The organism is Saccharibacillus brassicae (assembly GCF_006542275.1).
GTDB classification, from domain to species: domain Bacteria; phylum Bacillota; class Bacilli; order Paenibacillales; family Paenibacillaceae; genus Saccharibacillus; species Saccharibacillus brassicae.
In genome coordinates this window covers 4,686,998-4,699,995 of sequence record NZ_CP041217.1, presented here as the reverse complement: position 1 = coordinate 4,699,995, position 12,998 = coordinate 4,686,998, and the positions used below count along the sequence as shown (strand labels likewise).

The following is a 12,998-nucleotide window of genomic DNA, read 5'->3' as shown; positions in this document are numbered from 1 at the left end:
ACACCTCCTCCATTAAAATGCAATTAAGATTTCACGACCTGATTTAATTTTGTTGCAATTTGCGGCAGAGGAAGAAGGTGCATGACACAATTCAATTCGGCGGCGGAACGAGGCATGCCGTAAACGACGCACGTCTCTTCGCTTTCTGCAATCGTGGTGGCAATCCCCGAGTCGTACAGCTTCTTCATTTCTTTGGCCCCATCGCTGCCCATACCGGTCATGATGACCGCATGCCGGCGAACTTCGTTCATCGGCAGCAGCGAGTCGAACATGGCCCCGACAGACGGCTTGTGACCGTTCTGCGGCGCAGCGTCGGACAATTCAATCGAGTATTGGCCGCTTCCCGCACGTTTGACGAGCAGATGCTGGCCGCCCGGCGCGATGTAGGCCGTTCCTTTGCGCAGCGGCATACCCTGCTGGGCTTCGACGACTTCGAGCTGGCTGAGCGTATTCAGGCGCTGGGCCAGCGAATGGGTGAATTTAGGCGGCATATGCTGCACGATGACGATCGGAGCGGGGAACGAAGCCGGAATGTTTTCCAGCAGTTCCTTCAGCGCCCTCGGCCCTCCGGTCGAGCAGCCTACCGCGACGATCTGATCGATCGAGTCGCCGGCGGAAGATCGCGAGAAGGTCGGCGTCGCCGGAGGACGCTCGGACGTTTTGTCCGGCGCTTTCCGGTCGAAGGCCGGCGCCTTGGCTGCCGCAGGCGGCACCTGCAGCGGCTTTTTCGCCGGAGCCGCGGAGAACTCGCTTCTAGGCTTGTCCGCCGGAGCCGACGGGCGCACATTCGGCGCGCGTTCCGGCTTTTTCTCTTCGCGGGGAGCCGAAGGGCGGGCAGCCGCAGGAGGTTGCCCTGCGGGCATTCCCGCGTTTCCTTTTGGCATCGCGGCGCCGGAACGCGGCGCCGTGTCCGTGACGGAGGACTCGGGGCGGCTTCGGTCCGCAGGCGGCGGAGCCGCGATCTTCGGACGCGGCGTCTCCGGCGTGCGTTCCTCCGGCTGGCGCGCCGAAGTGCCGGAAGCTTCGGCTTCGGGCAGCTCGGGCGCAGCCGCTTGTTCCGGAAGCGCGCTTGAAGCTTTCGACGGAAGCGGCTTGTCTTTTCTCCAGGTGGAGTCGTGAACGGCCGCATGCAGCTGGCGAAGCAGCGCTTCGCCGACCGCTTCGATATCCTGCGAGTTCGAGACCGACGGCTTGCGGATAAAATCGAATGCCCCCGCTTCCAGCGCCATGATCGTCTCGCGCATGCCTTCTTCGTTTATTCCCGACAGCATGATGACCGGCAGCGGGTATTCGCGCATGATGACCTTGAGCGATTCCAGTCCGTTCATTTCCGGCATCTCCACGTCCATCGTGACGATGTCGGGTTTGATTCTCATAATTTGCTCGACGGCTTCCCGCCCGTTCGTTGCCGTATCGACAACGGAGAACGATACATCCCGTTCGATCAGGTCCGATACGATTTTGCGCATAAAAGCGGAATCGTCGACCACAAGCACGCGATATGGCGCCATACCTTCAACTCCTGTTCGGTTCCAGAATCAGTTTCACCGTTTTAATAATCTGCTCACAAATCCCTTGATCCCTTTCGGCGAATCGGCTCGAACTTGCAAGGTGTTTTGCGTGTAACGAAGTGCCAGCTCTTGGATGTCTTTCGAAGCCTGACTGTTTGGAAACCGGATAGAAAAAGGCGTCTGCTTCTTGACCGCCTGGCTGACGTGCGGGTCGTCGCTGACATGACCGAGAACCGGAATGTCCAGCTGCAAAAATTTTTCGGCCACAAGCCGGATCTTGTCCGACGTCTGCTGCGCTTCCCGCCGATCGGAAGCTCGATTGACGACCAGCCGAAAACGGGCGGAGTGCTCCAGGTCGTGCACGACTTTGACCAACGCGTAAGCGTCCGTGATCGCGGTCGGTTCCGGCGTCGTCACGACGATACATTCGTCGGAAGCGGTAATGAACCGAATCGTTTCCTTGGATAGACCGGCTCCGGTATCGAATAGAATATAATCGAGATCGTGCGCGATTTCTTCGATCTGCCGCGTAAAATAGAGCAGATCTTCGTCCGAAAGCGAAAACAATTCGGCCATTCCCGACCCTCCCGCAACGAAAGGAAGCGAGTTCGGCCCCAACTGGATAATCTCGCTCATGCTTTTTTCCCGCTTCAACAGATGAAACAAATTGTACCGGGCACGGACGCCCATCAGCACGTCGATGTTGGCCATTCCGATGTCGGCATCGAACACCAGGACTTTTCGCCCCAATTTTTGCAGTTCCAGCGCGAAATTCAAAGTGAAGTTCGACTTTCCGACGCCTCCTTTGCCGCTCGTGACCGCTATGATATGCGCGGTTTTGCCCGATGGATCGGAAGGGTCTCCCTGTTTGGCCGGATCGGTTCTTAGCGAGGTGATCAGCTCTCTGAGCGCCGCGGCCTGGTCACTCATAGGCTCTGTTCTCCCAACAGAAGGTCCACGAGAAATTCTCCATCAGGAAGCAGCAAATCGTCCGGTACGTTTTGTCCGTTCGTGATGTAAGAATACTTGAGGGGATAGCGATAGAGCAAGCTAAAGATACTGCCAAAGCTTCCGGTCTCGTCGGCTTTGGTAAAGATCACTTTGTCCAGTCGGTATTGATTGAAGTTTTCGGTAATTTCGGCCATGTCCATCTCTTTGGAAGTCAGGCTCAAGACGAGATACGTTTCGCTGCGTTCGACCGGAGCGATCAGCGCCTGAAGTTCGGACACGAGCATCTCGTTCCGGTAATTCCGGCCGGCCGTATCCATCAAAATCAGGTCGCAGTGTTCCAGCTTCTGAAAGGCACGCTGCAAATCTCCCGGCGACTGCACGACTTCGAGCGGCACGTTGAGAATCGACGCGTAAGTCCGAAGCTGTTCGATCGCGGAGATGCGGTACGTATCGGAAGTAATGAAGCCTACCTTCCGTTTCTTTTTGAACATTTGTTCGGCTGCCATTTTGGCAATCGTCGTCGTTTTGCCGACTCCGGTCGGACCGGCGATGTACACGATTTGCGTCTCCGGGTCGATTCCTCCGCCTTCCCGCTCCGAAGCGAAACGGCGGATTTCCCGCTTGAGTTCTTCGTCCGAATCATCGGAGAAAGGTTCGCCGTCCTGGCTGCGGATACTTCCGAGCCATTGTTCGATCAGTGCTTCGTCCACCTGGTTTTCGCGCAGACGGCTCAGCATCTGTTCCAACGGCTCCGGCATGTGTTCGGTTTCACTTTTGTCTTTGGATAGCTTGTCGATCATGAGGCGCATCTGATGCAGTTCTTCGTACAGGCGGTCTTCTTTACCCTGCACTCGCTCGCCCTGATACTCTCGGATGCTGCGCTCCAACTGGCGCTGCTGTTCGGCTTGAACGACAAGCTGGGGAGCTTCGAAAACGGCCGCTGCTTGCTCCGGGGCAGAAACGGAGTTCATACTCCCGTTAAAAGGATTATCGGAAGATAGGGCCTCAGGTTTTATACGAAGGTTCTCCAGACTCTTATCCACGGCTGAAACCGTGACGTTTTTCCTAGGTTTCGGCTCGTTTTGATCGGTCTGCGGCTCCGTTTGCTGCGAATTGGAAACTGTGCTTGCTTTGCGATAAGCGCCGGCTCCGGCGCTTCTGGGCATTGTGGAAGGTACGGCCAGAGGCGTTTCGACCGGAACGGCTGTTTCCCGTTTGGGCGGCGCTTCTTTTTTGTCGCTTTCCAACGCGGCGACGACTTCCAGCCTTTTTTTGCCGAACAAGCCGAACACACCGCCTACCTTCGTTTCTTTTGTGCTGAGAATCACCGCGTCCGATCCGAGATCGGTCCTGATTTTCTGCATCGCTTCGATCATCGTCTCTACTACGTAACGCTTTACGATCATAAGTTCACCACTCCGACACTTTGAATTTCGACGCTCGGCTCAAGCTCGCTGTAAGAGAGCACCGGAATATCCTGCATCGTACGTTCAATGATTTGGCGCATGTACATGCGGATCGTCGGCGAAGCGAGCAGAATCGGCTGTTGACCGGATTGAACGGCCCGGTTTACCTGTTCGGTCAGCTTCTGGTACACGGCCTGCGTCGATACCGGATCAAGCGCCAGATAACTGCCCTGATCGGTCTGCTGCACGCTTTCGGCGATTTTCTTTTCCAGATTCGGTCCGACCGTAATGACGCGCATCGTCTCTCCCTGCTGCGTAAACTGCTGCGTAATTTGGCGGGAAAGCGCTTGTCGCACGTATTCCGTCAAAATGTCGGGATCTTTCGTGTACGTGCCGTAATCGGCCAGTGTCTCGAAAATGGTCACCATATCGCGAATCGAAATTTTTTCTTTGAGCAGCTTGACCAGCACTTTCTGAATATCGCCGATCGCCAGCACGGAAGGAATAAGTTCGTCGACCAGGACCGGATAGCTTTCTTTCAAATTGTCGATCAAAGCTCTCGTCTCCTGGCGTCCGAGCAGTTCGTGCGCATGGCGCTTGACCAGTTCGGTCAGGTGCGTGGCGACAACCGAAGGCGGATCGACCACCGTGTACCCCGACAGTTCCGCGCGTTCTTTGGTCGCTTCGTCGATCCACAGCGCCGGCAGTCCGAACGCGGGTTCCATCGTCTCGATTCCGGTGATGCTCTCGTCGTCGAATCCCGGGCTCATCGCCAGGTAATGGTTCAGTAAAAGTTCTCCCCGGCCGACCACGTTGCCTTTGATCTTGATGACGTATTCGTTCGGACGCAGCTGGATATTGTCGCGAATCCGGATAACCGGAACGACGAGTCCGAGCTCCAATGCGCACTGCCGACGAATCATGATGATCCGGTCAAGCAGGTCGCCGCCCTGCTGCATATCCGCGAGCGGAATCAGGCCGTAGCCGAATTCGAACTCGATCGGATCGATTTGCAGCAGACTGACCACGCTCTCGGGACTGCGCACCTCTTCGATCTGCTGTTCTTCTTCCTGCATCTCTTCCGCTACCTGCTTCTTGTTCAGGTTAGCCTGCATGCGGCGCGCCGCAATGAACATGAGCGCCGAAAGCGGAAGCGTGGAGAACAAATGGATCGGAGTCAGGAAGCCGAGCAGCGCGATAGCTGTGGCCACGATGTAGAGCAATTTCGGATAAGAAAACAGCTGGCCGACCACGTCGTCCGCCAGGTTGCCTTCAGAGGTAGCGCGTGTCACGATCAGGCCCGAAGCCGTCGAGATCAGCAGCGCCGGAATCTGGCTGACGAGACCGTCGCCGATCGTCAGGATGGAGTAGGTCGACAGCGCGTCGCCGAATTCCATGCCGTGAATGGTCATACCGATAATAAACCCGCCGACCAAGTTGATGATCAGCAGGATGATGCTGGCGATCGCGTCGCCTTTTACGAATTTACTCGCACCGTCCATTGCGCCGTAGAAGTCCGCTTCGCGCTCGATTTTAGAACGTCTTTCACGCGCCTGCTGTTCATTGATCAGGCCGGCGTTCAGATCGGCGTCAATGCTCATCTGCTTGCCGGGCATCGCGTCGAGCGTAAAGCGCGCCCCTACTTCGGCTACGCGTTCAGAACCTTTGACAATAACGATAAATTGAACCGCAACCAAGATCAGGAAGACGATAAAACCAATCGCGATCTCTCCGCCTGCGACGAATTCGCCGAAGGTCGCGACAACGGACCCCGCATCGGCCTGACCCAAAATCAGTTTGGTCGTCGAAATGTTAAGCGACAATCGGAACAAAGTCGTGATCAGCAGCAGCGCTGGAAAGATGGAAAATTGCAGCGCTTCTTTGGTGCTCATGGCGAGCAGCATGATCAGCATCGCCACCGCGATATTGATAATGATCAGGATATCGAGCAGCCACGTCGGAATCGGCAGAATCATCATCAAGATGATCCCAAGAACGCCGGCAAGAATGACTATGTCCGTTTTCTTCATAATTTTCTCCCTCCGGGCTCGATTACTTCACTTTGCCTTTTAACTTATATACGTAAGCCAGCACTTCGGCCACGGCCTGAAACAAATCTGCCGGAACCGTATCCCCTATTTCCGCCTGAGCGAACAGCGCACGTGCCAACGGCTTGTTTTCCATAATCAGAACACCGTTTTCTTTGGCTACTTCCCGGATACGAAGGGCAACGAAATCTTGTCCCTTTGCCACGACTTCCGGAGCCTGCATCTGATTTCCGTCGTACTTGAGTGCTACCGCGTAATGCGTCGGGTTCGTAATAATGACATCGGCGGTCGGGACATCCTGCATCATTCGCTGCATCGCCATACGGCGCTGACGTTCGCGGATTTTGCCTTTGATCATCGGATCGCCTTCCGCTTTTTTGTATTCGTCTTTGATATCCTGTTTCGACATCCGGATGCCTTTTTCGAATTCGTACTTTTGATACATAAAGTCGAACACCGCGAGGATCATAAGAGCGACACCGATTTTAATGCCCAGGGAAATCGTAACCGATGCCCCGAAATCCAAAATGTCTTCAAGAGACATGGCGTGCATTTTCGATATGACGCTAATCTGACCTTGCAGCGTGCTGTAGACGAGATACGCAATGATCGACATTTTGAACAACGATTTCAGTAGTTCGACGATCGAGCGCAGAGAAAAGATGTTTTTGAACCCTTTGATCGGGTCCATTTTGCTGAATTTCGGCTTCAGGCCTTCGCTTACGAACAAAATGCCGTATTGACCGAAGCTTGCAACGATGGCAATAAGTACGGCAGCGATAAAAATGGGAGCCAGCAGTTTCATGATCTCAAGCATGTACTGCATCATCATGTTCATCACGTTGGAAATCGTGATCTCCATGTTCATCCGGTTGTTGAATACGTCCGTGAACAGATGAGTGATGGTCGTACGAAAGTTACTGCCGAAAATCATCAATATGACGATCGACGCGATAAGGATCGCTGCGGCCGGAAGCTCCTGGCTTTTGGCAACCTGCCCTTTTTTCCGGCTTTCGTCGCGCTTTTTCGGCGTCGCTTTCTCTGTTTTTTCTCCGGAAAACAGCTGTAGATCCAGTTTATGCCTGAGCTCCAATCTGCCTAACTCCTTTCGCTGTCCGCCGTACGCCGCTTTACTGGGGTCGTTCTCCGACCGTGCCCAAAAATCCTTGCATCGACTCGGCCATCAATGTAAACAGATGATCGAAAATGTACGTTAAACTCGGCATCAACAGCAGCAGTAGAATAAGCCCCACGATGATCTTGATCGGAACGCCGATAACGAAAATATTGAACTGCGGAGCGGTTTTTGCCAAAAAGCCCAAACCGACGTCCGTCAAAAACAAAGCCACGACGATCGGAGCCGCCATTTGAAAAGCAACGACCATAACCATGGCAAAAGCGCGTAGCAAAAATTCCATAATACTGCCGTCGTAAATTTTTACGAACAGCTCGTTATCGATCGGCACCCAATTATAGCTGTAGACAATGGCGTCGAGCAGCCTGTGATGACCGTTCATCGATAAAAACATCAGCATCGCGATCATGTACTTGAATTGTCCCGTCAACGGAGTGACAACGCCGGTCGTCGGATCGAATACGGTCGCCATACCGAAACCGATCTGGATATCGAGGATCGCCCCGGCGATCTGAATCGCAATGATAATCATGTAGGCGGCGTAGCCGAGCAGCAGCCCGATCAAAATCTCCCGAATGATCAACAGCACGTATTCGCCGTCAAAAGACGCCGTCTGCGCCGTTCCGTAACTCAGATAGACCAGAATAGCCACCATCGTCGCCAGTCCTACTTTGAAGCGCGTAGGCACGTTCCGCGAAGAAATCAAAGGCGCAATAAGGAAAAAGGAAGTGACCCGACAAAAAATAAGTAAAAATACCGGAAAAGCCTGCAGCAGATTTATCATTATAGACCGGCCTTATCCGACATACAGATACAGATTATTTAAAATAGTGTAAGTAAAATCAACAAGCGTATTCAGGATCCAGGGACCGAAGATCAGCACCGATAGCATAACGGCCACGATTTTAGGAACGAAAGCCAATGTTTGTTCTTGGATCTGGGTCGTCGCCTGAAAGACGCTTACGATCAATCCGACCACAAGCGCCAAAATCAACATCGGGGCGCTGGCTTTCAATACGACGTATATTGCCTGGCCGGCGAGACCGATAATGAAGTTTGAATCCATATCGTTTCCCTCCCGAATTTATCCGATCTTCGGCTCCTTAGCCCGTATCGAAGCTGAGCAGCAGCGATTTGACGACCAGATACCAACCGTCTACGAGCACGAACAGCAAAATCTTGAACGGCAGCGAAATTACGGTCGGCGGAAGCATCATCATCCCCATCGCCATCAGCGTACTGGATACGACAATGTCGATTACCAGAAAAGGAATGTAAATCATAAAGCCCATTTGAAAAGCGGTCTTCATCTCGCTTATCGCATAAGCCGGCACCATCACGGTCAACGGAATGTCTTGGAAACTTTCCGGTTTCTCTGCGCCCGTATATTCCATAAACAGCAGCAGATCTTTTTCCCGCGTATGCTTGAACATGAATTCTTTCATCGGAATGGCGGCCTCGTCCAGTGCTTCCATTTGCGTCAGTTCGCCGCGGACGTACGGTTGGAGCGCCGTCTCATTGATGGAAGAAAGCGTCGGGGACATAATAAAAAGGGTTAAAAAAAGTGCCAGTCCCACGAGCACCTGATTCGGCGGCATTTGCTGCGTACCGAGCGACGTTCTGACGAAACTGAGCACAATGACGATGCGGGTAAAACTGGTCATCAACACCAGCAGGGCCGGCGCTATACTGATGACGGTAATCAAAAGCAGAACCGACAGCGTACTCGTTGCCGGAGCGCCTTCCGAATCCCCGCCTATCTGAAGATCGATATTCGGGATCGGATTTTCCGTGCCGGTCGCATGTACCGATGGCAGAAGCTGGATAAACAGAAAGGCAAACATAAGAACAAACGTAATCGTTAACTTTTTTTTCATGGTTCCCTCGATCGGTCAGCAGATTCCTCGTGTTCCAGCAGATCTTCGACTTTTCGCCGTCGATCGGACGATTCGCGCAGACGCGTCTCGAACAATTCCTGGAATGAAGCCGCCTCAAGCTCTTCCGCTTCGGAAGGAGCCTTCGACCCGCTTCGGAATCTGGATGTGAGTTTCTCCGCCCAGGCAGGCAAAGCGATGTTCGGGCTGGCACTTTCTTGCTCCAATGCCTCGAGCAGCTTCTGCACTTGCTCGGGTTCCGAAATTTTGTCGATCAGCGAGATGTCGTCGCCGACGCCGATCAAATAAACGCTGCTCCCGATTTCGATAATCTGCAGCGATTTATTTTGGCCGAGTCCGACTCCGCCGAGTGTACGGACGGAGCGGCCACCGAACCAGCCCCGGTTTTTTTTGCCCAGGTAACGGATCAAAAAAACGATAAGGGCGACAATTACGATCAGGACGAAGATTACCCATACCAGATAAGAATAGACGCCGGTATCCGCTGTAAAGTTCGGCTGCTCTTCATTCAGTAAAAGCATGGGCCGACTCCCATCTTACGCGCCAAGCGTTTTGTTGATGGCTTCGACAACGCGATCGGATTGGAACGGTTTGACGATGAAATCTTTGGCGCCTGCTTGGATCGCATCGATAACCATTGCCTGCTGGCCCATGGCCGAGCACATGATGACTTTTGCGCTTGCGTCGATTTTCTTGATTTCTTTCAAGGCGGCGATTCCGTCCATTTCCGGCATTGTGATATCCATGGTGATCAGATCCGGCTTGAGCTCCTTGAATTTTTCGATCGCTTGCGAGCCGTCCTGGGCTTCCCCTACGACCTCAAACCCGTTTTTCGTCAAAATATCTCTGATCATCATGCGCATGAAAGCCGCGTCGTCCACGATAAGAATACGGTTTGCCATTGATTAAAAATCCTCCCTGTCGATTACGTTATTATTGTAAGTTTTGAATGCGGTCCCACTGGCTGACGATATCTGTCACGCGCACGCCGAAGTTTTCGTCGATGACGACGACTTCGCCCTTGGCGATTAGCTTGTTGTTCACGAGGATGTCGACCGGCTCGCCGGCAAGTTTGTCCAACTCGACGATAGACCCCTGAGACAATTCCAGAATATCTTTGATCTGCTTTTGGGTCCTTCCTAATTCTACGGTTACTTTGAGTGGAATGTCCATCAGTAATCCCAAATTATTTTCATCCGCAGATCCGTACCCGCCATTTTGCAGATTGCCGAACTGAACAGGTTGGACATTTACGTTACGGCCCGGCGTTCCGTAATGGTTCGGTTGAGGCGGCTGCTGCTGCTCCATAGGCATCTGTCCGTAACCCGGATAAGGCATACCGTAAGGCGGCTGCATACCCGGTGCTCCGTAGCCCGGATACGGCGGCATTCCCTGCTGAGCCGGCATTCCGTAAGGCGGCATTCCCTGTTGCTGCGCGGCAGCGGCATAAGGGTCCGGATACGGCGCGTTCTGAACGGGCGGCTGCTGCATTTGCGGTTCCGGAACGGGAGGCTGCTGTTGGACCGGGGCGGCTGCCTGCGGCTGCTCGACCGGAGCCGGCGTTTCTTCCGGAGCTCCTCCGCCCAACAAAATTTCGACCATGTTTTTGGCAAAGTCGACCGTAATCAGCTGCATGATCGTCGAATCGATCAGGTCCCCGATCAGGAGGCGGAAAGAAACTTTAATAAGCGTTTCTTCCACGGGAAGATTGCTGACTCCGTCCCCATTGCTCATATCGAGAATATCGATAGCGGGAGGGGATATGTTGACAAAGCGGTTAAAAATGGTGGACATGGAAGTCGCGGAAGAACCCATCATCTGGTTCATCGCTTCCTGCACGGCACTGATATGGATTTCGTTCAGTTCTTCATCCTGCGGGTCCCCTTCCCCGCCAAGCATCAAATCGGCGATAATCTGGGCGTCTCTCGTCTTGATAACGAGCGAGTTGATTCCCTGGAACCCATCCACATAGTTGACGTGTACGGCAACGTGCGGCTTAGGAAACTCGGATTCAAACTGGCTTCTCGTAATGATGGAAACTTTCGGCGTAGTGATATCCACCTTGCGGCCGAGCAGCGTCGATAAAGCCGTTGCCGCGCTTCCGAACGTGATATTGCCGATTTCACCCAACGCATCCTGCTCAAGAGGAGTCAGAAAGTCGTCAACGGTTTTCTCCGCTCCGCCCGACGCGTCTGCGTCGTCCGACTCGGAGGACTGTCTCAACAGCGCGTCTATCTCTTCTTGGGACAAATAATCTTTACTCGTCAAATTCCTCAACTCCTTCGTTGACGATCTCGTCGATTTGCACGGCGATCCGGTCTTTGATCATGCCCGGACTGCCGATAAATTTCAGGTTGTCTCCGACCCGAATGGCCAGTCCTTCTTCCGTGGCCTTATTCAGCGTGATAACGTCGCCCGGAGCCAAACTGAGAAATTCGCGAATCGTCAGTTGGGACTGGCCGAGCTCGGCGATCAGCGGAAGCTGGGCACGGGTAACCCGTTGGCGCAGCGCTTCGAGTTCTTCGGGCACGCGCGCCTTCTTTTGCGAGACGAACCAGTGATGCACCGACAGCTTCGACATGATCGGCTCGATAACCACGTGAGGAATACATAAATTGATCATTCCCGTCGTGTCACCGATTTTCGTGCTAAGCGAAATCAATGCGATCGTCTCATTGGGCGATACGATCTGCATAAACTGGGGATTGGTCTCGAGCGCTTCCATTCTTGGCGAAAGGTCGAAAACCGTTTTCCAGGCTTCCTGCAAATTTTCCAGAGCGCGGCTGAAAATTCGTTCCATGATAATGGTCTCGATCTCCGTCAGCGCACCCGGTTTGAGCGGAGCCGTTCCCGATCCTCCCAGCATCCGGTCTACCATTGCATACGCGACGTTGGGGTGGACTTCCAGCACCATGCGTCCTTCCAGCGGCTCCGCTTCGAAAATGTTCAGAACGGTCATTTTCGGAATGGAGCGGATGAATTCGTCATAGGGCAGCTGCTCAACCTGCACGACGCTGATCTGAACGAAGGTACGAAGCTGAGCGGAAAAATAAGTGGTCAGATTTCGCGCAAAGTTTTCGTGGATTCGGGTCAGGCTTCGAATATGATCTTTGGAAAACCGTACTGCTCTTTTGAAATCGTAGGAACGGATCTTGCGCTGCGTGTCTTCTTTTTTGAGTTCTTCGGCATCCATTTCGCCTGATGAGAGCGCGGCTAACAGTGCGTCGATCTCGTTCTGGGATAATACATCAACCAAACCTTTCACCCCCCTCCCATAGACACGGCCGCCTTTTGGCGGCGCGGTCTTGACTCATGCGGCGAACCGCAAAGCCCTCAGATCAGATATTGGCCAAAATGAAGTTGGTGATGTTGACGCTCACCACTTTGCCTTCGGGCATTGATTTGTTGATGAGGTTTTTAAGCTTCGTATTGAGCTGCATCTTGCCTTTTGCCGTACTCAAGCTTTGCGGCGTCGTATCTGCCAATGTCATCAAGATGATCGGCTTGATCGTGATCTCTTTGATTTCATCAAACTCGGCTTTGACTTTCGCGCTGTCGAGTTGAATCGAAAAATCCATCTGCACGATGTAGCCCGCATCCGACAGATTCGTTTTGATGCCCGTGATGTCCGAGCTTACCGCCACGATTTCTTTGGCCGACAATTTCTTTTCCTGCTTGGCTTCTTCCTTTTTCTCGGCTGCTGCCGCTGTGTCATCGCCTCCGCGGCTCAGAACCAGAAACACGGCCACCACGATCAGTGTGATCGCCAGAAACATCGTAATGATCCATGGCAAAAGTTTCTTCATTATTCTTCTTCCCCCATATTCTGTACCTTAATCGAAGCCGTATGCAAGCCGATCGTGGCATAATAGTCGGTCATCAGCTTGACGACGTCGGCAGCCTTTTCCAGCACGATCATGCGCTTTCCGTTTACCAACGTAACGTAAGTATCCGGCGTTTCTTCTACCATTTCGATCTGCAGCGCATTGAGCCACAGCGGCGATCCGTTCAAACGAGTCACTGGAATCATATTTTTCCTCCCGTAAATGAGC

14 protein-coding genes are annotated in these 12,998 nt (G+C 53.3%); all 14 read right to left on the bottom strand.

Annotated features, from left to right (window positions below):
• Positions 1–23 precede the first annotated feature (23 nt).
• The 14 genes from FFV09_RS19660 to FFV09_RS19595 all read right to left on the bottom strand — a co-directional run bounded on the left by FFV09_RS19660 (position 24) and on the right by FFV09_RS19595 (position 12,976).
• A complete protein-coding gene (locus FFV09_RS19660; RefSeq protein ID WP_141449409.1) occupies positions 24–1,511 on the bottom strand; it encodes a chemotaxis protein CheB in 1,488 nt (495 codons plus the stop codon).
• Between the two features lie 33 nt (positions 1,512–1,544).
• Positions 1,545–2,441 carry a MinD/ParA family protein gene (locus FFV09_RS19655; protein ID WP_141449408.1) on the bottom strand — a complete coding sequence of 299 codons (897 nt, stop codon included), beginning with the start codon at positions 2,439–2,441 and terminating at the stop codon, positions 1,545–1,547.
• A complete protein-coding gene (flhF, locus tag FFV09_RS19650; RefSeq protein WP_141449407.1) occupies positions 2,438–3,868 on the bottom strand; it encodes a flagellar biosynthesis GTPase FlhF in 1,431 nt (476 codons plus the stop codon). The genes FFV09_RS19655 and flhF overlap by 4 nt, the downstream gene beginning before the upstream one ends.
• Positions 3,865–5,898, bottom strand: coding sequence for a flagellar biosynthesis protein FlhA (flhA, locus tag FFV09_RS19645; RefSeq protein WP_141449406.1), 2,034 nt, complete (start codon positions 5,896–5,898; stop codon positions 3,865–3,867). The genes flhF and flhA overlap by 4 nt, the downstream gene beginning before the upstream one ends.
• A 22-nt stretch (positions 5,899–5,920) precedes the next feature.
• Positions 5,921–7,009, bottom strand: a complete 1,089-nt coding sequence (gene flhB / locus FFV09_RS19640) for a flagellar biosynthesis protein FlhB (protein ID WP_141449405.1) — start codon at positions 7,007–7,009, stop codon at positions 5,921–5,923.
• 37 nt (positions 7,010–7,046) lie between these two features.
• Positions 7,047–7,835: a flagellar biosynthetic protein FliR gene (gene fliR / locus FFV09_RS19635; RefSeq protein WP_141449404.1), complete on the bottom strand. Its 789-nt coding sequence runs from the start codon at positions 7,833–7,835 to the stop codon at positions 7,047–7,049.
• 12 nt (positions 7,836–7,847) lie between these two features.
• Entirely contained in the window at positions 7,848–8,117 is a 270-nt protein-coding gene (gene fliQ / locus FFV09_RS19630) for a flagellar biosynthesis protein FliQ (RefSeq protein ID WP_141449403.1), read from the bottom strand.
• A gap of 37 nt (positions 8,118–8,154) precedes the next feature.
• The gene (gene fliP, locus FFV09_RS19625) at positions 8,155–8,928 is read right to left on the bottom strand and encodes a flagellar type III secretion system pore protein FliP (protein ID WP_141449402.1); all 774 of its coding nucleotides are present in this window, start codon (positions 8,926–8,928) and stop codon (positions 8,155–8,157) included.
• On the bottom strand, positions 8,925–9,467 hold the full coding sequence (locus FFV09_RS19620) for a flagellar biosynthetic protein FliO (protein WP_141449401.1): 543 nt from the start codon (positions 9,465–9,467) through the stop codon (positions 8,925–8,927). Before FFV09_RS19620 ends, fliP begins: the two co-directional genes overlap by 4 nt.
• Positions 9,468–9,482: 15 nt before the next feature.
• On the bottom strand, positions 9,483–9,848 hold the full coding sequence (locus FFV09_RS19615) for a response regulator (protein ID WP_141449400.1): 366 nt from the start codon (positions 9,846–9,848) through the stop codon (positions 9,483–9,485).
• A 31-nt stretch (positions 9,849–9,879) separates the two neighbouring features.
• Complete coding sequence (fliY, locus tag FFV09_RS19610) at positions 9,880–11,214, bottom strand: flagellar motor switch phosphatase FliY (RefSeq protein WP_141449399.1); 1,335 nt, start codon at positions 11,212–11,214, stop codon at positions 9,880–9,882.
• Positions 11,204–12,202 (bottom strand): flagellar motor switch protein FliM, encoded by a 999-nt coding sequence (gene fliM, locus FFV09_RS19605; RefSeq protein WP_141449398.1) that lies wholly within the window; start codon positions 12,200–12,202, stop codon positions 11,204–11,206. The genes fliY and fliM overlap by 11 nt, the downstream gene beginning before the upstream one ends.
• Before the next feature lie 82 nt (positions 12,203–12,284).
• Positions 12,285–12,752: a flagellar basal body-associated FliL family protein gene (locus tag FFV09_RS19600; protein WP_141449397.1), complete on the bottom strand. Its 468-nt coding sequence runs from the start codon at positions 12,750–12,752 to the stop codon at positions 12,285–12,287.
• The gene (locus FFV09_RS19595; RefSeq protein ID WP_141449396.1) at positions 12,752–12,976 is read right to left on the bottom strand and encodes a flagellar FlbD family protein; all 225 of its coding nucleotides are present in this window, start codon (positions 12,974–12,976) and stop codon (positions 12,752–12,754) included. Before FFV09_RS19595 ends, FFV09_RS19600 begins: the two co-directional genes overlap by 1 nt.
• Positions 12,977–12,998: the final 22 nt, after the last annotated feature.

Excerpts from the sequence above, each read along its gene's own strand:
- FFV09_RS19660 (WP_141449409.1), bottom strand. The coding sequence starts at position 1,511 with ATGGCGCCATATCGCGTGCTTGTGGTCGACGATTCCGCTTTTATGCGC.
- FFV09_RS19655 (WP_141449408.1), bottom strand. The coding sequence starts at position 2,441 with ATGAGTGACCAGGCCGCGGCGCTCAGAGAGCTGATCACCTCGCTAAGA.
- flhF (WP_141449407.1), bottom strand. The coding sequence starts at position 3,868 with ATGATCGTAAAGCGTTACGTAGTAGAGACGATGATCGAAGCGATGCAG.
- flhA (WP_141449406.1), bottom strand. The coding sequence starts at position 5,898 with ATGAAGAAAACGGACATAGTCATTCTTGCCGGCGTTCTTGGGATCATC.
- fliR (WP_141449404.1), bottom strand. The coding sequence starts at position 7,835 with ATGATAAATCTGCTGCAGGCTTTTCCGGTATTTTTACTTATTTTTTGT.
- fliQ (WP_141449403.1), bottom strand. The coding sequence starts at position 8,117 with ATGGATTCAAACTTCATTATCGGTCTCGCCGGCCAGGCAATATACGTC.
- fliP (WP_141449402.1), bottom strand. The coding sequence starts at position 8,928 with ATGAAAAAAAAGTTAACGATTACGTTTGTTCTTATGTTTGCCTTTCTG.
- FFV09_RS19620 (WP_141449401.1), bottom strand. The coding sequence starts at position 9,467 with ATGCTTTTACTGAATGAAGAGCAGCCGAACTTTACAGCGGATACCGGC.
- FFV09_RS19615 (WP_141449400.1), bottom strand. The coding sequence starts at position 9,848 with ATGGCAAACCGTATTCTTATCGTGGACGACGCGGCTTTCATGCGCATG.
- FFV09_RS19600 (WP_141449397.1), bottom strand. The coding sequence starts at position 12,752 with ATGAAGAAACTTTTGCCATGGATCATTACGATGTTTCTGGCGATCACA.
- FFV09_RS19595 (WP_141449396.1), bottom strand. The coding sequence starts at position 12,976 with ATGATTCCAGTGACTCGTTTGAACGGATCGCCGCTGTGGCTCAATGCG.